Here is an 18,722-nt window from a genome sequence, read left to right as displayed (position 1 = left end):
GTCGATTCACGGCGCAGCAACGCGATAAAAACGCTCGCAAACGCACGTGGGAAACAGAAGGACTATTGGCGTTTAGCGGATCGGTGGTTCTACCGGAGGAAAGAGATGGGGGCTTTCGTGATCGACTGCCAGGAGGCCGGGATTGGTATTCAGCTGGCGCTGCAGAGTTGGAAAGACGCTAACGTGAACCGCGGCCGAACCCAGGGTACAACCCGGCATGTCGGTGCAATCAGCCGATGCAGGCCCTTCCTTCATGTCATCCATGGACATCTGCACAGTCAGATCATCGCCCACAACAACATGATGAGTATTTTCACAATCGGGAATAGCAGGCGCAGCACAATCCTGCATGGCGGCAGCCGGAAAGGCTGTCGCGAGGAAGAGGCAGAAACTGAGAAACAGGCTGATGCTACGCATGGCGCTGATAATAGAGCCATTCTTCACGTGCAGCAAGGGCGGGGCGACATGGCAACGCCCCAACTCGACCACGGCCGGGCACCGAACCGATCAGCCCGTGTTCGCGCTAATGTCTGATTTAACACAATACTTTCAGCCGAAGGCAGTCGTATGATCAGGTATAGTCACCACCCGGGAGCCTATCATGAATTATCGATCACTTTTCGCGCCCCATCAGCTCGAAAGCAGTTTACTGTCGCTTCAGCCGATCATCGACGCCGCCGCGGATCTTGGCGCTCACCTCGAGATCATCGTCGTGGGTACGCTCATGCGTTTCACGCCCTCCGCAGGCTGGACGAGTCTCGATGGCTATTGGGGGGAACATTACAGTGACACCGTGAAACGCTGTGAAGCACGAGTCGGCGCTGTCAGAGAGGCGCTTGCTGCAGCTGGCGTATCCGGTGAGGTCAGCTACGAGTGCATCGAGCTTGGCGAGCTCGACAAGGTCCTGATCCGGCGGGCACTGCTTGCCGACGCCAGTGTCTTCTCCGCTGGGAATGTTCGCGAACACGACACCATGGCCTCAGCCTTCAACGATCTGCTGCTTGGCTCGGGCCGTCCCGTTCTCCTGCTTGGCGACGAAGCTCGATCACTCAAGCCGCTTAGACGTATCATCGTCGCCTGGACGCACAAGCGCGAATCGGCCCGCGCGCTGCGCGACAGCCTGCCTCTATTGTCGACAGCCGAAGACGTCCGCCTTGTCACTATAGACTTGGCCGACGAAGACAATGCGCCGAAACCGGATCAGGGTGTCTCCGCTTATCTGGCGCGTCATGGCATCTATGCCGAAATCGACAATCTGGAAACTGATGGTCTATCAGTGTCCGAAACACTCAAGGCCTACGCCGACACCATAGAGCCGGACCTCATAGTGATGGGCGCTTACGGCCATTCGCGTCTGAGGGAATGGCTCCTGGGCGGCACGACCAGGGAAATGCTAAAGGACTGCCGCAAGCCGATCCTCATGTCGCACTAGCGAAACATGAACCCTGCAATGGCAGAAGGTCAGTCCTTGTCACCGAACCTGCGTCGGGCGTAACGACTCGTCAGATACGGCACCGCTCGTAGATAGTGTATGAAGCCCTGAGGGTTGATCGACTGTCCGTCTCTGAACGGATAAAACAGGACTTCCTGCTCATCAGGCTCAACCTGCTGGCGCAGCACAATGCTCGCGACAGTTTCCCAGTCCGCCGTACTGTCAGCGTTCGCCACGTTGGAAATCTGCAGGTCAAAGCGCGCATTGCCATTTTCCACAGCGTTAATGATGCGCTGGTAGCGATCCTCGCCCTCGCCTTTCGCATCTCGCGGGATGACCCGGAGTTGCTTGTCGCGCTCCCCATCGACCTCGAAGGGCGAAAGCCCGTAGTAGATGTTGTTGAGAAAGTTCGAGCGATCAGTCAGCAGACTGTCAGGCACAAGCGTCCATGGACTGCGCGCTGTGATCAAGAGAAGATCCTGCACCCCCTCTGGTTCCAAGGACTCGCCCTTGAATCTGACCGTGAACCCAAGCACATCGGGTACGAGCGGTCTGTTCTTCCGCCAGCCGCCCGCGGAGAGCCTGACGAGGGCGCTGCCAGCGAGTCGACGCGCGAGTTCTGCGTATCGGCCGGGGGTCGTTGCCGGGACTACGCTTGCTTCAAAGAATACGCCCTTCGGATGAAAGACTCTGTCTCGCCTCAGTGCACTGCCAATACCGAAGACGGGCGAAATGAGGGCGCCGGTCCAGAATCCGAGTCGTTCGGCGAGCGAATGGGGTTTGGGAAGATACTGTGTGGCGCTGGGTTGATCGCCTGTTTCCATTGTGAGCCTCCTGGCTTGCGGTTGCTTCCTGAAACGGTATAGACGTGGCGAACGAGGCTTCAGTTCACAGGAAAAGGCATGGCAGGCAGTGTTCCGCCTAGTCTACGATTAAGGCGTACCCGCTCAACTGGTAATCGGCCAGTACCGAGACAGCGGCGGTGGCGATGGTCACTGGTTCGATCACCTTGTCCACGCCGATTTTCTGATGCGCCAATGCCTGTCCACACACGAGGATTTCGACCTCAGCCTCTCTCAGCTTCGTTAGCAAATCGAGGTTCGGATTGATGCGACCGAATTGGGTATGAAAGGTAGTGTCGTCGAGCGCCGCCGCAAAGGCATCTTCGTGTAGCACAACAACGAGCTTGAGGTTCTCTTCGGGCACTTTCGCAAGAGCGGCCAAATTGAGAAAACGCGCGACTCGCTCCAGGCCCGGGACGAAATCGCCAGGTTCCGGGGCAGTCTTGCGGACGTCGAAGACGATTGAATAGACGGTATCAGGCCGAATGGGCACTGCGGCACCGTCGAAGGGTTTCACTTTTCCATACCCTTCAATTCTTGGGCTGGACCACTCACCAGGACGTGGCTTGCTTTCCTCCTCCGCCCCTACATGGACTGCGCTGAGCGCGCAAAAGACCACAACCACGCCAAGCCAGAACTTCCGGATATCTGCCTTCACTGCTACTACCGCCTGATGCTTCCCTGTGATTCTGGTAGTACGCTGGACAGAGGAATTGCGATCGCTAGTGCCTCGAGGGTGCGCTCGGTTCGGCGCCCTAGCCTGCCACGAATACGGCAGCAAAACCGCCACCTGGGGTGCGAAAGTTCGTGGTCTGTCCCTGATACAGGCGAGCGGCGAGCAACTGCAACTCGCCGGCGTATGCGTAGGCTCTGATGTCAAGCTTGAGCGCTGTCTGCTGGCCGTCCACTTGCAAAGCCCGCTCACTTGGCGCCACTCGATCCTGGGCGACATACTCAGCCTGCCTGATATCGTCCCATACCCGGCGGGTAAGTTTATCGCCACGATAGGCGGCTTTGCTGCCATACCCTCCCGCTGGTTTGAAGAAGAGAGACTTGCGGCGTGCCCACAGATCATCCGCATTGGCCGCAGTGACAGACACCGTGCGGGGCACGCCGAGCTGCAGCGTGTCGAGACAGGCACCGGCAATGCCCCAGCTACTGAGCAGGTCGGTATCTGACAACACGGCGAGATTGCGCTTGTCGGCATACAGGGCATGCGCAGCAGGATGAGGCGTGAACACCGCTGCGTCGCTCAGCCACGCCGCCTTCAGCACCGTGTGCTGCGGAGCAAGCAAGGCAAAGTCGGTTAGTCGGTTGTAGACCAGATCAACAGGTAAACTGCGATACAGCAGCCGATCGCGGTCCAATACCAGTTCAGAGGGGTCAGCAATGACAGCATCGATACCGTGTCGCGCGAACAGCCGCTGAGCCAGCTGGAATTCTGGGTAAAGATACTGCCCCGAGGGATCTTCATCGACGATGGCAACACGCGTCAGTGGCAATCCAGCACCGCGTTGGCGAGCCCACTCCGTCCTGAACATGGCGATAAGGTTCGCATCCAGCCCGGCAGTGCCTGGCACCGGCTCCGTTGCGCCGCAACAGGCCTGCTGGGCGCTTAACAGCGCTGAATTGAGGAAAGCACCGCCAGCGTTGGTGTTGATTTCAATAAGCTGCGGACCCTGCTCGCCCATATGAAAGTCATAGCCCATGAAGACACCGAGCGCCGCAGACGCATGTGCGGCAGTCGCTGGCGCCCACTGCGTGACAGTCTCGCGGTATCGCGGATGCTGAACCACATGTTCGACCGCAGCGATGACCGCCTGCATACGCTCGACCTGCGCCCGTGTGACGAATACAGCGGTATTCGAAAACAGATGTGGTCGCACCCTCAATATCCCGGCATGCAGGTCGCCATCAGGCTGCTCAGATGTCAGCGCCTGCTCAAGTCTGACCTGATCGACCGTTCGACACAGGCAACTCCTGTTCAGCTGCTCGGCCGGTGAAATCTTCAATTATCATCCTCCGCAGCAAGTCCCGAGATTATCGGGCAATCCGGGCGGTCATCGCCATGACAGCGCTCTGCCAGAGCCTCTATTTCAGCTCGCATTTCTGTCAACACCCGAATCTTCTCGTCAAGATCCGCCATATGAGACATGGCCAGCGCCTTGACATCGGCACTGGCACGCTCACCGTCCTGCCAGAGTGAAAGCAACTGACGGATGTCGTCCAGAGCGAATCCCATGGACCGGGCATGCTTAACGAAACGCAGCGTATGGAGGTCGGTTTGCGTATAGAGACGATAGCCTGCCTCTGAGCGTCGGCTTTCCCTGATCAGACCGATGGACTCGTAATGCCTGAGCATTTTGGCGGTTATACCGCTGGCTTTGGCTGCCTGACCGATATTCATCGCTGTGCGCCTGTGGTGACCACCGGCTGCGCGGCCTTATCAACTGTCGTCAACGCCTCTGCTTTACCGCCTTCCGCTGGCTTCCAGCGCTTCAGCAGGAGCGCATTGCTGACTACGCTGACACTGCTGAAGGCCATGGCCGCGCCCGCGATGATGGGGCTGAGATAGCCGAATGCCGCCAGAGGGATACCCACGACATTGTAGATGAAGGCCCAGAACAGATTCTGTCTGATTTTCTGGTAAGTCCGTCTGGATATGTCGATCGCCCCGGCCACCAACGCTGGTTCACCTCTCATCAACGTGATACCGGCAGCATGCATGGCCACGTCGGTACCTGTGGCCATTGCGATACCGACATCAGCTGCGGCGAGCGCAGGTGCGTCATTGATGCCATCGCCCACCATGGCAACGACTGCACCATCGCGTTTCAGCTTGGCAACGACATCGGCCTTGTCGGCCGGCAGAATCTCGGCAAAGATTTCGTCAATACCAAGGGCCTTGCCAATCGCCTCGCCACTGCCCTTGTTATCGCCTGTCAACATCACAGTTTTGATGCCCAGCTCGTGCAAGCTGTGGATAGCCTGCTTCGCATGAGGTTTGACCTGATCGCCAAAGCCGAGCAGACCCACTAGCGTCATTGCCCTGCCATGCTCCGATGTGTCAGCAGCGGCGAGCCAGGATACCGTCTTGCCTGCCTGCTGCAGCGCGTGTGCATCATCGGCAAGTCTTCCGAGATCGACACCGAGCTCATCCATCAACCGTGTGTTGCCAAGGGTAAGCATTTTGCCTTCGACTCGCGCCTCAATGCCTCGACCGGGCAGTGCCCTCACCTGCTCGGCCGGCGGTGCCTGTATACCTTGCGCACTGGCCGCATCGAGCACCGCCTGTGCCAATGGATGCTCGCTGCCGGATTGCACGGCAGCTGCCAGCCGTAACAACTCACCCTGATCAGCGTCTGTCGCAATGGCCGCAGCCAAGCTCGGCTTGCCTATGGTGAGTGTGCCAGTCTTGTCGAAGGCTACAGTGGTAATACCGTGCGCCTGTTCGAGCGCAATGGCGTCCTTGATCAGGATGCCATACTGGGCGGCCACACCGGTCCCGGCCATGATGGCCGTTGGCGTAGCCAAGCCGAGTGCACAGGGGCAGGCTATTACCAGCACCGCCACGGCATTCAGGATTGCGGTTTGCACGTCGCCGCTGTAAATCCACCAGCCCGCGAGCGTCAACAGTGCAATAGCGATAACGACGGGCACGAACACGGCACTCACCTTGTCGACAAGCCGCTGTATCGGCGCTTTTGCAGCCTGTGCATCTTCAACCAGGCGAATGATTCTGGCGAGTGCGGTCTCTGTACCAACAGCAGTCGTGTCGATTAACAACAGGCCTTCAGCGTTGATGGCGCCGCCGGTCACCATGTCGCCGGCCTGCTTAGAAACTGGCAGACTCTCCCCTGTAAGCATGGCTTCATCGACATGTGAATCACCCTGGAGAACCTTACCGTCCACCGGTATGCGCTCCCCGGGACGTACTACGACGTGGTCACCGACCACGATGTCCTCGATCGGGATTTCCCGGTCGCCATCCGGACGCCTGACACGTGCAGAGCTCGGCCGCAAAGCCTGTAACGCCCTGATTGCTTCGGCCGTCTGCCGCTTGGCTCGTCCTTCGAGCCATTTGCCTAGCAGGACCAGCGTGATAATGACTGCGGAGGCCTCGAAATAATATGGCGCACCAGGCTCGCCAGCATGACGAACCAGCTCGAACACACTGAGACCATAGGCTGCAGTGGTTCCGATCGATACCAGCAGATCCATGTTACCGGTACGTGCCTTCAAAGCGCTCCATCCCGCCCTGTAGAACCGGGCACCCAACCAGAATTGCACCGGCGTGGCGAGCAGCAGCTGAAGCCAGCCTGGCAGCATCCAGTGTAGCCCGAAAGGTTCAAGCAGCATCGGCACGATAAGCGGAAGTGATAACAGAGCGGCGATGATGACCGCACGCCGTTCACCATCGGCGCTTGAACCAGGACGGCCTTCATCGCGAGAGGACTGCAGCTGAACGCTGGCGGGAAGCTCTGCGCCGTAGCCAGCTTTTCTCACTGCCTGCGCAAGCTCGTTCAGACTCACGCTTCCACCCAGGACGGTCGCACGTGCGCTTTCAGTGGCCAGATTAACGGATGCCGAGACGACGCCTTCAAGAGCGAGCAGGGCCTTCTCTACGCGGCCGACACACGACGCGCAGCTCAGCCCGCTCACATCCAGATCCATCGTCTCTGTGGGCACCTCATATCCGGCCTGCCGAACGGCGTCGACGACTTCGGCGGCGGTAACGGTCGATGAAACCCGCACCTGGGCGGATTCAACCGCAAGGTTCACGGTCGCGGTATCTACACCTTCAAGGTGTAAGAGCGCCTTCTCCACGCGGCCTGCGCATGAAGAGCAGGTCATGCCCTGCACGGGCACGCGAATGGTGCGGGTTTCCCCTGACTGTACTGATGGCTTGTTCACGGTGGTCCTCCACAGAGCCAGATTGCTATGACCCATAGTCTGCAGCTTACCATCATGGGAAGGTCAAGCCTTTGCTAGTCTTCTTCGTTTTCGTCGTACTCCTCATACCCCAGCTCTGGCTGTGGAATTGCCACGGCGTCGGCTTCGTCTTCGGGCTCAGGCTCGACCACGCTGTTGCGAGCTTCGCCCTCTAGCGCCTCGGTATTAAGGCGTGGGTCGGGGGCGGTGCGTTGCTCGAGCGCTTCCTGTCCCTCCTGCGCCTGCGACATCTCCTGTTCTGGCGTGACCGGCGTGGTATCGTCTTCGTCTCTGCCACAGCCGGCAGTGACTAAGGCGATGAAAGCCAGGCCGGTCCATCCTAATTTCTTTCTAGAGTCCATCTAACTTCTCCGTCAGGGAAGCCGACAGCCTGATTGCTGTCGGCATTTCATGGTGATACGCGGTATAAGCCGAATCAGTTGATCACCCGCGTTGGCTCCTGCTCAGTGATCAAGCGACTCGACAATTATTTATACCGTCAGTAGGGGTGCTTGACGGAATCTGTTCGCTGACGCAGCGGGCGATGCGGGTATATAGTTCGTAGAATTGTTCATCCGTCCAGCCGGATCCGCTCAGAAGCAAGCCTGCATCAACGTAATCGGGGGTTCTGAACCTGGCATAGAAGCCAATAACGTCCAAATGATCGGCGATGGCAAATGCCAGCAGTTCATCACCGGGTGCAGGCTCGTCGAACAGCACGAGCTGCCGTGCGGTGTTGACGATGCCATCGTTGACACAGAGGTCCACAGTCCTGGGCTGGACTGACTGATCGCTGATGCAGCGGCCATCACGCAGGGCCTGTTTGAGAGCCGTAACGGCTCGCTCACCGATAGCTGGTGGCATGGGGCAATCGATGCCCTCGCCGGCAGTCGCATCGTATAGTGTTCGAAACAAGGGCTCCGGCCGATAGGGCGGCTCGCCCATACGAATACCTGCAGCCGTCACCACAGATGCCAGCCGCACCTTGAGCGTGGTATCACGCACGCTTCGCTGCCTGAGCTCGATCATTTCGTTCGGCCGGAGGTTGTCGAGCAGTGCCAGATCAGCCAATACACCAATGACATAACCGGCCGCCTCCCCAAGATCCGCGACCACGTCACTAAGAGCGCTCTTTGCGAACTGATCCATAACGAAGGATCGAGCGGCCCGACTCAGGAGGCGTCCCAGTGTGACGGCACGCGTTAATGTACGTAAGGGCCGCTTGAATGGCGATTCGCGCACGACGCGTACGAAGGGCGCCAGTGTCAGGCATGTGCCCCATTGAGGCGCTGCAATTGGAATTACCGTTCGCAGTCGCTGACGAATGCCTGTGGGGTCGAGATCCGACCAGGACAATGCCCCCAGCGGTCTGGTATTGAGCAACAAGGCCGCATCAACGCCGCCTGTGCTGTGGCCTATCAGGTGTATTCGATCGGCGCGTCCGAAACGGCTTTCGAAATCCCTGATGTTTTTTAGCAGTTCTGCCTGTCGAATTTCGAGCTGGGAGCTGGGCCTCGTATTCAGTGCGACAACCTGAATCGCCCGGCCCAGTATGGTCTGCAGGGCCGCGCGTAAAGCTGCCAGCACGCGTGCATCGAAGTAGCTGAAGTTATTGAAGCGCTCAAAGCCGAGAAAGCCGGGGGTGAGAAAAACAATATCGCTCACGAGATGAGGTCCTTATCAATCTATGGGAGTGTTCCGGCGTCTAGCGCGCCCTCGCCTGTCGCAATGCCGATTTCAATGCAGCCAGGTCATAGGGTTTTGTTAACCTGATCTGTACAGCGTGCTCTTCAATGCCTGTTTCCCCACCCAGGCCGGAGGCAACGATGATCGCCATATCCGGATCGATCAGCTTGGATTCTCTGATCAGTTCAAGGCCTGAAGCGCCAGGCAGGTTCAGATCGGTCAACAGTACGTCAAAACTGGTCTGAGCAAGACGATCGAGAGCGGCCTCGGCGCTTTCGACGCCGATGACCTGATGCCCGAGATAGGCCAACAGTTCGCAGACGGCGTCACGCGTGCTGATGTCGTCCTCGACCATGAGAATATGTAAACTGCCAATATCCTGTTCAACTACAGTCTGACCGAGCGCTGTCCGGCTTTCGAATATTTGCCGCACCTTCCTGGCAAGGTCCTCGCGTCGATAGGGCTTGCTCAACAGCTCTACACCAGGATCCAGTCGGCCACCGTGTACAATGGCATTTTGCGTATAGCCTGAGGTATACAGCACCAGAATATCCGGTCTCAATGCCCTGGCCTTGGCAGCGAGATCAGTACTGCTGACCGGACCGGGCATGACCACATCCGTGAACAGCAAATGCACCGGGGCGCCACTTTTCAGTACGCTCAGCGCACTTTGTCCATCCTCCGCCTGTAGCACGCGATAACCGAGTCCCTGCAGCATGGAGACCGCGGTGGACCGAACAGCAGGATCGTCTTCAGCCACGAGAATGGTTTCAGTACCGCCAACCACAGGACCGCCAGCGGCAAGTGGCATCTCAGCTTCTGCTTCGTAGCTTCGCGGCAGGTAGATCTTGAACGTAGAGCCCTTGTCCAGCTCGCTGTAGATGCGAATATGGCCACCGCTCTGCTTGGTAAAGCCGTACGCCATGCTCAGGCCCAGCCCGGTGCCCTTCCCATCGAGCTTGGTGGTGTAGAAGGGGTCGAAGGCGCGCTCCATCACCTCAGCAGGCATGCCGGTGCCAGTATCGGAAATCGCCAGCAGCACATATTGACCGGCAGGCAGATCTGGCTGGGTAAGCACGTACAGCTCATCGAGATGGGTATTCGCAGTCTCCAGCGTAAGCTTGCCACCATTGGGCATCGCATCCCTGGCATTGATCGCCAGATTGAGAATGACATTTTCGAGCTGGTGCGGGTCGACAAGTGTGTTCCAGAGACCGGCTGATTCGATGGCATCAAGTTCAACGCTCTCACCCAATGCCTGTCGCAGCAGACCACTCATGCTGCGGAGTATCCGGTTGAGGTTGAGCGGCACAGGCCGAAGCGGCTGACGACGCGCGAATGCCAGCAGCTGAGAGGACAGATTGCGGCCACGGTCGACGGCATCCACAGCCGTTTTCAGATACTGCAGGGTCTGTGTAGGCAGATTGTCAGTCTCGACATCGAGCTGCAGCAACTGAAGACTACCGGTGATAATCTGCAGCACGTTATTGAAATCGTGCGCAATGCCACCTGTGAGCTGACCTATCGCCTCGAGTTTCTGACTGCGCTGCAGCGCCAGCTGACTCGTCTGCAGCTCGCTGGTGCGCTCCTGAACAAGTTGCTCGAGGTTTTTCTGATGTAGACTAAGCTTGTCGCGGGTCAGCTTGTGCTCGGTTACGTCCGAGCCCTGCCAGAACAGACCCGTCGCCGCACCGTGTTTATCGGTGATCGGCTGAAAGACGAAATCGACATAGCGGGTTTCGAGTGGCGCACCGGGGCGCCGCTGCAGCTTGATGGCGATGCCAGACCCAGTGTAGGGAATGCCGCTTTGGTAAACGTGATCCAGTAAGGTCAGTAACTGCTGCCCCTGCATCTCTGGCAGTGCTTCCACAGCAGACCGCCCAAGCACCTCCCGATGCCCGATAATCTGAAGATAGGCGTCGTTGACCAGTTCGAACACGTGACTTCGCCCTCTGGTCACGGCAATAAATCCTGGCGCCTGCCTGAATAGTGTTCGCAGATACTGCCGTTCACTGCTGAGCCACTGATTTTCACGAAGATGCGCTGCTCGTTCTGCTTCAAGCCGCTGCTCGCGGGCCGTGATGTCACGAACAATGATCGAAAACCCGATGAACCGCCCCAGATCGTCATGCACCGGCGAGCAGACACTTTCAGTCTTCTTCTTCTCGCCAGCTACGACGCATTCCGCTTCGAAGGCTACTGTGCCCTTGTCTTGCCCCGCACTGAGCAGACCGGCAGTAATCGCCTCAGACCAGCAGGGCAATTCTGAGGCTGGGCGACCAATCGCTGCCTGCGGACTGAGCTCAAACAGGCGCTCCGCGCCGCTACTCCAATACAGTACCCGCTGCTGTGTATCGAGCGCCACCACCGCATCGTTGGAGTGTTTGAGGAAACTCGTGAGGTAGTAATCGGACAGAACTGCTCGCGGCTCCAGCTGCGGCGAGGCCTTGTGGTATTGCTGCAGCTGGCGGTTTGCCCGTTTCAGATTGCGTTGAAGGCCGTAACGCTGGCGACACTGGGCAGCGGCGCCGGCTAGTAACTCGGCAAGGCCGGGCTGCTCGATGTTCAGAATTGACCAATGCATCCCTGATAGTGGCAGGTGCGCGACACGAGCACGCTGATCCTGTACATCTGGATCTGACAGCAGAAAAAGATGACCCTTGAAGGCCAGCGCCTGAATTGAGCGAACAAGCGCAGCCTCATTGCGCAGCTGACGCCCCACGATGACCAGCGGCGGCGCGGCATCCGAGTCCATCTGCTGGGTGACAAAGTTTGCCGCCTCGACCTCAGCGAGCTCCACGACTGTAAACTCGGCAGAGGCGTCCTGCCTGAGCCGCTCAAGGGCTGCTGCACGGACAGCACCTGCGAGAGCCGGTTCGACTGCAACCAGAATAATGAGCTGACCTTGTTCGAGCGGCGTCATAACAGGGGCAGTTCCAGCAGGGCACGCCCCGTCCATAGCTTCAACAGATCGGTTGTAGGTGACATGACATGGCTGGCTCGGGCATCCCTGAGCAGCTGCGTCAGGCGGCTGTTCTCGCGGTAGGCAGCCCCACCGCACAGGGTCATGGCCTCATTGGTAATGGCCACGGCAGTCTCGGCAGCATCGACCTTGCTGGCCAGAATGAATGGCAGAGCCGTCGGATCGCCGAGATCACCTTTACGTGCGGCCTCACGAATGAATGACCGTGTGCGTTCGACCGTGATCCACATGGATGCCAGGCGCGACTGCAGCACCTCATGATCTGCCAGTGCAGAGCCCGAATGCGCATGACGGCGAGACTTCAGATGCTGGCGCGCCTCATTGAGCGCCGCCTCCGCCACACCGAGATAAGTGCCTGCCATGGCCATCAGGAAATATGGCGCAACGATTTCAAACACGTACCACACCTGATCGCCAGGCTCGCCAAGAAGATTAGCCGTCGGCACCGTCGCCTTGTCGAGTTGCATGGCCCGCGAAGAGTTGCCCCTCATGCCAAAGCCCTGCCACTCCCCCTGCCAGCTAATACCAGGGGTTTCTGCGTCCACGATCAGACAGTTGAAGTCACCGGTGTGGTGCTCGCTGCTATCGTCCAGGACCGAGACCACATAGGAATCGGCGTGGCTGCCATTGGTCACGAACTGCTTCTGGCCGTTGACCTCCAGGTGATCTTCGACTGGCTTCATCAGTGTCGATGGCAGATAGAAATGGGCGCCGCTACCGCCCTCTGAGAGTGCCAGCGTAGTGATATGTTCACCAGCGGCTATCTTCCGCAGATAAGCGCTGCGCTGGTAGCTGGTAGCCTTGGCTGCGATTACCGCTGTGCCAACACAGTGCATGCCGAAACAGAGCGCCGAAGAGGGACAGTGCTGGCCGATCGCTTCGGTCAGCAGACTCAGTGCGAGCAGGCCCTCACCGTGGCCACCCAGGTCCTGTGGCACGTGAAGGCCGAGCAGTCCTGCCTGGGCAAGGGCCGCCATGCTGTGGGCCGGCCATATACAATCCCGATCAACCTCGGTGGCTCGAGGCGCAATATCACTCGCCGTTACACTGGCCACCGTGGCCTGGAGCCTGGCAAGACGGCTATGGTATGGCTCTGAAGCCTGAGCATTGCTCATGTCTTCCTTTTTCATGCATCGAGCCTCATCGGTCCATTCAGGCGAACAGGATTATTAGTACAAGTGGCGCGCCGCGTGACTGCCGCGTGCGGTTTCTTCCGCGTTATCCACAGTACGAACAAGACTGCGATTGATATCTTCCGCCATGCTATAGCATTGCCCATGACCTGTATCGCGGTTACACCCGGCTATGTGCTAGCAGCGTGCGGATAGCTGGGCAGCCCACGCATCATCAACAAGGCGCGGCTCATGAGCTTGGCTATACTTGGTCAGTCAACAACAGGAGCTCATTACATGAAAACAATAAGAATGTTCGCAGCGCTCGCACTAATAGGCCTTGCAAGCCTGGTACAAGCTGAAGACAAGGTGGTCAAGCTGACCTCGCTGGAGTGGCCGCCTTACACTGGGCCGCAACTGCCGGAAAAAGGTGTATCTTCTGCCATTGTCACCGCGGCCTTCAAAGCGGTCGGCTATAAGGTCGAGATCGCCTTCTACCCCTGGGCTCGCGCGGTAGCGCTGGCTAAAGCCGGTCAGGAAGACTTCATCGGCTATTTTCCCGAATATCACTCCGAAGACATCGCGCAGGAATTCATCTTTTCTGCGCCCATTGGCAGCGGGCCTCTCGGTTTCGTGCAGAACAAGCAGAAGCCTGTGGAGTGGAATACGCTTGACGATATCAAGGGCCTGACGGTGGGTACGGTCCGTGACTACGTCAACACTGCTGATTTCGACAGCCGGGTATCGGCAGGCACTCAGAAGGTCGAGGAAGTCACCTCAGACGAACAGAATATAAAGAAAGTTGCAGCGGGCCGGCTGCCTCTGGCTGTCATTGACCGTAACGTGCTCAACTACCTGCTTGAAAACGACCCTACTCTAGTAGATGCCCGAGCGAACCTTGAATTCAATGACAAACTGCTTGAGGACAAGCAGCTTTTCGTTTGCTTCACCAAGTCCTCCAAAGGGGAGCAGATTGCCAGGGATTTCGCTGAAGGTATGAAGCAGATCGACATCGATGCCATTGTAGCGAAGCACCAGAGGTAGACTTCAGCCGACGCGGCCATAGATCGCGCCTCACTAATTGCGTGTCAGCGTAGGATGTCTATAGAATGACTCTCACCTGACCCGCCATAGAGCGGCCGCTATCCGCCTGAAAGGACAAGGTTTCCCCATCGAAGTGAGAGTCACTCGCCAAACCCTGGTCCTGAGCCGCTGCCTGACCCTGTGCGCATGCCTTTTCGGACTGCTGGCTCCGCTGGCAGCTGCGGAAACCGTGCGCGTTGGGGTACCAAAGAATTTCCCGCCGCACTATCTGGTCACTGACGCCGGCACCAAGCCCTCGGGATTCGCCATCGAACTGTTCGACGTCATCGCTGAGCGGGCCGGAATTACGCCCGAGTACATTGTTTTCGACTCCCCCCGATTCGACCTGACGGCACTGCGCGAAGGCACGGTCGATGTCCTGCCAAATCTTGGGATCACACCAGAGCGTGAGGCTTACGCGCTGTTTACAGCCCCTATCGAGACTACCGCCATCCGCATCTTCAAACGCAGCGACGATGATTCCATCGAAGCCGTCGAGGACATCACGGGACGCTCAGTAGCGGTTATAGACGGTAATGTTGGTTTCGACATCGCTCGGCAGCATGGCCCTGCCCGCACCCTCGTTTATGGCACCTTGCGGGAGGCGTTACTGGCGGTACTTGCTGGCGAAGCCGATGCGCTGATATACCCGGCACCAGTGGTAGAAAGCCTGCTACGGGAAAGTGGCCTCGAAAACCGTGTCAAGGCTGTTGGTCGCACGCTGATGGAGGTTCGACGAGCGGTCGCTATACGTATCGATCGACCTGACCTGTTCCTGCGACTGAACGATGCGGTGAAGGAGGTGGTCGCCAGCGAGGCCTATGCGTCGATCTACCGTAAATGGTATGGCACCCCAAAGCCGTTCTGGACGGTCCCACGGATCTTTCTGGCTATCGGTGTGTTCCTGGGCATTTTCAGCGCACTGCTGTTTATCTGGCGAGCCCGGGCGCTGGCAGCCATGGACAAGGCGCTGGCCAGCATTCAGGAGCAACAGCTACGCGCGCAATCTACTGAATTTGCCGCAAAACTACAGGTTTTTTTCGAGCAGAATCTCTATTTTGCCGGCATCATGGACCTGGATGGCACCCTCACCGAGATTAACCGGACCGCTTTGGAGTCCAGTGGCTATAGCCGCAAGGAAGTGCTAGGCCGTCTGTTCTGGGAGACGCCATGGTGGCGGGGATCGAGTCAGGTCCAGGCCTTGATTCGTGCTGGCACTGAGGCTGCTGCCCTGGGTGAACCAATGCGGGTGGAAGTCTCCTACTGGCTTGCCGACGGCAGCGAGCGAATCACCGACTTCGCACTGACGCCAATCAGGAACGATATCAACGACATCATTTTCCTGGCGGCTACCGCCAGCGATATCACCGAGCGTAAGCAGACGGAAAAGGCGCTGGAAGCGGCACGCCGTGCAGCCGAACAGGCTAACCAGGCAAAGAGCGAGTTCCTCGCCAACATGAGCCATGAAATCCGCACGCCAATGAGTGCAATTCTGGGCTACGCCGACATTTTAGGCGCCCATCTGGACGATCCCGACGATCTGGTCAGTATCGAGACGATTCGTCGAAACGGGCGCTATCTGCTCGAACTGATCAACGATGTCCTCGATCTTTCAAAGATTGAAGCCGGCAAGCTCGAGGTCAATTTCGAGCCGAGCTCTCCCGCCGCTGTCGTCAGTGAAGTCTTTTCACTGATGGAGGTACGGGCTGGTGAAAAGGGGCTGGATTTCGAAGTCCTTCTGCCAGACCAATTACCTGAAACCATTGAAACCGATCCTGTCCGGCTACGACAGATCCTCATCAACCTGACCGCCAATGCCATCAAGTTCACCGAAAAAGGCAAGGTCGAGCTTGAGGTGAGCTTCGATACACAACAGTCTCCGCCCGTCATCAAATTTGCGATAAGCGATACTGGCGTAGGCATTCCTGAACCCCAGATGGAGGCCATATTTCAGGCCTTTCAACAGGGCGACAACACGATGACCAGGCGCTTCGGTGGTACCGGTCTGGGTCTCACCATCTCGCGCCAGCTTGCCGCCCTCCTCAGGGGCACCCTGGCGGTGGAAAGCCGCGTGAGCGTAGGCAGCACGTTTACCTTAACCCTGGCTATCGATGAAGCGTCTGCTGCTCGGCTAGTGGTTCCGGAGTTGTCTGCAGCATGCTCGCGTGCCGCCTTGGTTGACCAGCCAGACTCCCTGACTGGCGTTCACGTCCTGGTAGTGGATGATAGGGACGACATTCGACTTCTGGTACAGCGGCTCGTCGAACGTGCCGGCGGCACTACTCGCGCAGCGCCCAACGGTCTGGCTGCACTCGCGAGTGTGGAGCTGAGCAAGACGCTGGGACCACTGTTCGATGCCGTCATCATGGACATGCAAATGCCCATAATGGATGGCTTCGAAGCCACCAGGCGCTTGCGGGAGGAAGGTTTTGACCGACCAATCATCGCCCTTACTGCCGGCGCCATGCTCGGTGAGCGGGAAAAGTGCCTCGAGGCCGGCTGCAGCAGTTATCTCAGCAAGCCGGTAGACGAATATCGGCTCATCCAGCTCGTGCTCGAATCACGAGCTCAGGTTGCCGCGAAAGAGCGGGCGAAAAAGGGTGAGCGCCAGGGTTATCGTGTCTTGCTGGTAGACGATAATGCGGACGCCAGCAGTGCGCTGGCACAATTGCTCGGGTTCAGAAATTATCAGGTAGAACTTGCCAGTGATGGCACCTCAGCCATCAGGCAGGCGCTCAGCAGCAAGCCCCACGCGATCGTTCTCGACCTGGGCCTGCCGGATATCAGCGGCATCGAAGTCATGGAGCGGCTCAAGGGCGAAGCTGCACTCGACCGAACCCTCTTCATTGCCCTCACAGGCAGGGAGGCTTCCGAACTCGGCGCTGCCATTGACCGCTTCGATCATTTCCTCTTGAAACCAGTGACCGCTGACGACCTGATCAATCTGCTCGAGGATCATGACGTCGAGGTCGCGAGTTCCTAGAACAGCAAGCGGTAAAGCTGCGCCAGGGACATCAGCACGCACATGGTAATGACCATGCGCCGGATATACCGTAGCGGAATCGTCAGCATCATATGGCTGGCGATGTAGGCGCCAAGCACCTGTCCGGCGATCATGGCAGCCCCGATTGCCCAGACCACCTGCCCCCCAGCAGAAAACAGCACCAGCGCGACCACGTTTGTGGTGAAGTTGAGCGGCTTCGCCCGTACTGTAGCCGTTCGCAGGGTATGCCCGCGGAACACCACGCCGCTCGCGGCAAAGAAGGAGCCCGTACCAGGGCCAATCGCGCCGTCATAGAGCCCTATGGCCGGCACTACAGTACTGCCGTACCAGGGCTGCGTCATTCTGGCGTGGGTTTCGAGCTCGCCGAGCGCCGGCGTGAGCAGAAAATAGAGGGCGACGCCAAGCAGCAGAACCGGCACGAACCATCGCAACCAATCAGTGGCGATATTCTGTACGATCAGCGAGCCGATCGCAGCACCGATGCCTGCTGCAACCAGGAGCGGCCAGAACTCCCTGAGGTTCAACTGTTTCCGCATCAGCAGCGCCAGTGTCGCGGTCAAGGTTCCGGCGAACGACTGGCTTTTGTTTGTTGCCAGCGCACTCACCGGCGGAATGCCGACAAGGATAAGTGCCGGCAGCGTCAGGAGCCCGCCGCCACCAGCCAATGTATCAACCCAACCGGCAAGCGCCGCCACACAGAACAGGCCAAGCAGCATAGCCACTGACCAGTCAAAACCACTGACACTTTCTACAGGCATGACAACTCACTCAGAATACACGGAAGATGGGCGGATAATGCAAGAACAACAGGTGAACAGCCGGCGTTACAGTCCCCTGTCGATCAGCCTGCGTAATAGTAGCTGATCAGAGGCATAGCACTCACTTACACACAGAGGTCATGAATGAATATGCACATAACCGCCGATGACGGCCACACTTTCGACGCCTATGCAGTAGCACCCGCCGGCAATAATCGCCGACCGGCGGTGATCGTCCTGCAGGAAATCTTCGGCGTCAATCATGAAATGCGGCGTATCACCGAAAAGTATGCACAGCTCGGCTATCATGCTGTTTGTCCGGATCTTTTTTCACGACTGAAGCCAAATATCGAACTGACTGACAAGACTGATGAGGAATGGCAGCAGGCCTTCGATTATATGAACCGCTTCGACGTCGATCGCGGCATCAAGGATGTCCAGGCCTGTATCACTCAGGTGCGGAAACTCCCGGGCTGCAATGGCCGGGTCGGCGCTGTCGGCTTCTGCCTCGGTGGCAAACTCGCCTTTCTCACGGCCACCAGAACCGATATCGATGCCTCGGTCGGCTACTACGGTGTCGCCCTGGAAACGCTGCTCGACGAGCGTGAAAGTATCACTGCATCGCTCATGCTCCACTTTGCTGAACTTGACGGCTTTTCGTCGAGAACGGCACGCGAGCAGGTATTTGCCTCACTGCTCACAAAGCCAAACGTCGACCTGCATCTTTATCACGGGGTCGATCATGCCTTTGCGCGCCAGGGCGGGAAAAACTACAAGGCTCAGCAGGCAGAAATCGCCAATGAGCGGACGGCCGTTTTTCTCGATCGAGCGCTGGTCTGACACTGGTTCTTTGCAGGCGAAAAAAAGGCTGCCACCTGGCAGCCTTCTGG

At 58.1% G+C, this 18,722-nt stretch carries 15 protein-coding genes; 5 read left to right on the top strand and 10 right to left on the bottom strand.

Annotated features, from left to right (window positions below):
- Positions 1–105 precede the first annotated feature (105 nt).
- Both ACH3PB_RS06030 and ACH3PB_RS06025 read left to right on the top strand, forming a co-directional pair.
- Entirely contained in the window at positions 106–534 is a 429-nt protein-coding gene (locus tag ACH3PB_RS06030; protein ID WP_416398556.1) for a hypothetical protein, read from the top strand.
- A 67-nt stretch (positions 535–601) separates the two neighbouring features.
- Positions 602–1,432, top strand: a complete 831-nt coding sequence (locus ACH3PB_RS06025; protein ID WP_416398555.1) for a universal stress protein — start codon at positions 602–604, stop codon at positions 1,430–1,432.
- Positions 1,433–1,461: 29 nt separating this feature from the next.
- Here the strand turns inward: ACH3PB_RS06025 and ACH3PB_RS06020 are convergent, their stop codons facing one another.
- The 9 genes from ACH3PB_RS06020 to ACH3PB_RS05980 all read right to left on the bottom strand — a co-directional run bounded on the left by ACH3PB_RS06020 (position 1,462) and on the right by ACH3PB_RS05980 (position 13,005).
- On the bottom strand, positions 1,462–2,256 hold the full coding sequence (locus tag ACH3PB_RS06020; RefSeq protein ID WP_416398554.1) for a hypothetical protein: 795 nt from the start codon (positions 2,254–2,256) through the stop codon (positions 1,462–1,464).
- Positions 2,257–2,353: 97 nt separating this feature from the next.
- The gene (locus ACH3PB_RS06015) at positions 2,354–2,932 is read right to left on the bottom strand and encodes a DsrE family protein (RefSeq protein ID WP_416398553.1); all 579 of its coding nucleotides are present in this window, start codon (positions 2,930–2,932) and stop codon (positions 2,354–2,356) included.
- 97 nt (positions 2,933–3,029) lie between these two features.
- On the bottom strand, positions 3,030–4,286 hold the full coding sequence (locus ACH3PB_RS06010) for a hypothetical protein (protein ID WP_416398552.1): 1,257 nt from the start codon (positions 4,284–4,286) through the stop codon (positions 3,030–3,032).
- Complete coding sequence (cueR, locus tag ACH3PB_RS06005; protein WP_416398551.1) at positions 4,283–4,681, bottom strand: Cu(I)-responsive transcriptional regulator; 399 nt, start codon at positions 4,679–4,681, stop codon at positions 4,283–4,285. The genes ACH3PB_RS06010 and cueR overlap by 4 nt, the downstream gene beginning before the upstream one ends.
- On the bottom strand, positions 4,678–7,188 hold the full coding sequence (locus tag ACH3PB_RS06000; RefSeq protein WP_416398550.1) for a heavy metal translocating P-type ATPase: 2,511 nt from the start codon (positions 7,186–7,188) through the stop codon (positions 4,678–4,680). Before ACH3PB_RS06000 ends, cueR begins: the two co-directional genes overlap by 4 nt.
- A 74-nt stretch (positions 7,189–7,262) precedes the next feature.
- Positions 7,263–7,568 carry a hypothetical protein gene (locus tag ACH3PB_RS05995; protein WP_416398549.1) on the bottom strand — a complete coding sequence of 102 codons (306 nt, stop codon included), beginning with the start codon at positions 7,566–7,568 and terminating at the stop codon, positions 7,263–7,265.
- A 109-nt stretch (positions 7,569–7,677) separates the two neighbouring features.
- Positions 7,678–8,871 carry a hypothetical protein gene (locus ACH3PB_RS05990; RefSeq protein ID WP_416398548.1) on the bottom strand — a complete coding sequence of 398 codons (1,194 nt, stop codon included), beginning with the start codon at positions 8,869–8,871 and terminating at the stop codon, positions 7,678–7,680.
- 40 nt (positions 8,872–8,911) lie between these two features.
- Positions 8,912–11,815 (bottom strand): response regulator, encoded by a 2,904-nt coding sequence (locus ACH3PB_RS05985; protein WP_416398547.1) that lies wholly within the window; start codon positions 11,813–11,815, stop codon positions 8,912–8,914.
- Positions 11,812–13,005, bottom strand: coding sequence for an acyl-CoA dehydrogenase family protein (locus tag ACH3PB_RS05980; protein ID WP_416398546.1), 1,194 nt, complete (start codon positions 13,003–13,005; stop codon positions 11,812–11,814). The genes ACH3PB_RS05985 and ACH3PB_RS05980 overlap by 4 nt, the downstream gene beginning before the upstream one ends.
- A 279-nt stretch (positions 13,006–13,284) precedes the next feature.
- Here ACH3PB_RS05980 and ACH3PB_RS05975 point away from each other — a divergent pair, with 279 nt between their 5' ends.
- Entirely contained in the window at positions 13,285–14,031 is a 747-nt protein-coding gene (locus ACH3PB_RS05975; RefSeq protein WP_416398545.1) for a substrate-binding periplasmic protein, read from the top strand.
- A 133-nt stretch (positions 14,032–14,164) separates the two neighbouring features.
- On the top strand, positions 14,165–17,053 hold the full coding sequence (locus ACH3PB_RS05970; protein WP_416398544.1) for a response regulator: 2,889 nt from the start codon (positions 14,165–14,167) through the stop codon (positions 17,051–17,053).
- Here the strand turns inward: ACH3PB_RS05970 and ACH3PB_RS05965 are convergent.
- Entirely contained in the window at positions 17,050–17,832 is a 783-nt protein-coding gene (locus tag ACH3PB_RS05965; protein WP_416398543.1) for a TSUP family transporter, read from the bottom strand. The genes ACH3PB_RS05970 and ACH3PB_RS05965 overlap by 4 nt on opposite strands.
- Positions 17,833–17,976: 144 nt before the next feature.
- Between ACH3PB_RS05965 and ACH3PB_RS05960 the strand changes: the two genes are divergently transcribed.
- Entirely contained in the window at positions 17,977–18,672 is a 696-nt protein-coding gene (locus ACH3PB_RS05960) for a dienelactone hydrolase family protein (RefSeq protein WP_416398542.1), read from the top strand.
- The last annotated feature ends 50 nt before the right edge of the window (positions 18,673–18,722 follow it).

Origin of the sequence: Allohahella sp. A8, from assembly GCF_047946665.1 — a bacterium.
Classification (GTDB): Bacteria; Pseudomonadota; Gammaproteobacteria; order Pseudomonadales; family Oleiphilaceae; genus Allohahella.
This window is presented reverse-complemented; position numbering and strand designations above follow the sequence as displayed.

What these genes read in the sequence shown, in the direction of transcription:
- ACH3PB_RS06020 (WP_416398554.1), bottom strand. Translation starts at nt 2,256, where the DNA reads ATGGAAACAGGCGATCAACCCAGCGCCACACAGTATCTTCCCAAACCC.
- cueR (WP_416398551.1), bottom strand. Translation starts at nt 4,681, where the DNA reads ATGAATATCGGTCAGGCAGCCAAAGCCAGCGGTATAACCGCCAAAATG.
- ACH3PB_RS05995 (WP_416398549.1), bottom strand. Translation starts at nt 7,568, where the DNA reads ATGGACTCTAGAAAGAAATTAGGATGGACCGGCCTGGCTTTCATCGCC.
- ACH3PB_RS05965 (WP_416398543.1), bottom strand. Translation starts at nt 17,832, where the DNA reads ATGCCTGTAGAAAGTGTCAGTGGTTTTGACTGGTCAGTGGCTATGCTG.
- ACH3PB_RS06025 (WP_416398555.1), top strand. Translation starts at nt 602, where the DNA reads ATGAATTATCGATCACTTTTCGCGCCCCATCAGCTCGAAAGCAGTTTA.
- ACH3PB_RS05975 (WP_416398545.1), top strand. Translation starts at nt 13,285, where the DNA reads ATGAAAACAATAAGAATGTTCGCAGCGCTCGCACTAATAGGCCTTGCA.
- ACH3PB_RS06030 (WP_416398556.1), top strand. Translation starts at nt 106, where the DNA reads ATGGGGGCTTTCGTGATCGACTGCCAGGAGGCCGGGATTGGTATTCAG.
- ACH3PB_RS05960 (WP_416398542.1), top strand. Translation starts at nt 17,977, where the DNA reads ATGAATATGCACATAACCGCCGATGACGGCCACACTTTCGACGCCTAT.
- ACH3PB_RS05985 (WP_416398547.1), bottom strand. Translation starts at nt 11,815, where the DNA reads ATGACGCCGCTCGAACAAGGTCAGCTCATTATTCTGGTTGCAGTCGAA.
- ACH3PB_RS05980 (WP_416398546.1), bottom strand. Translation starts at nt 13,005, where the DNA reads ATGAAAAAGGAAGACATGAGCAATGCTCAGGCTTCAGAGCCATACCAT.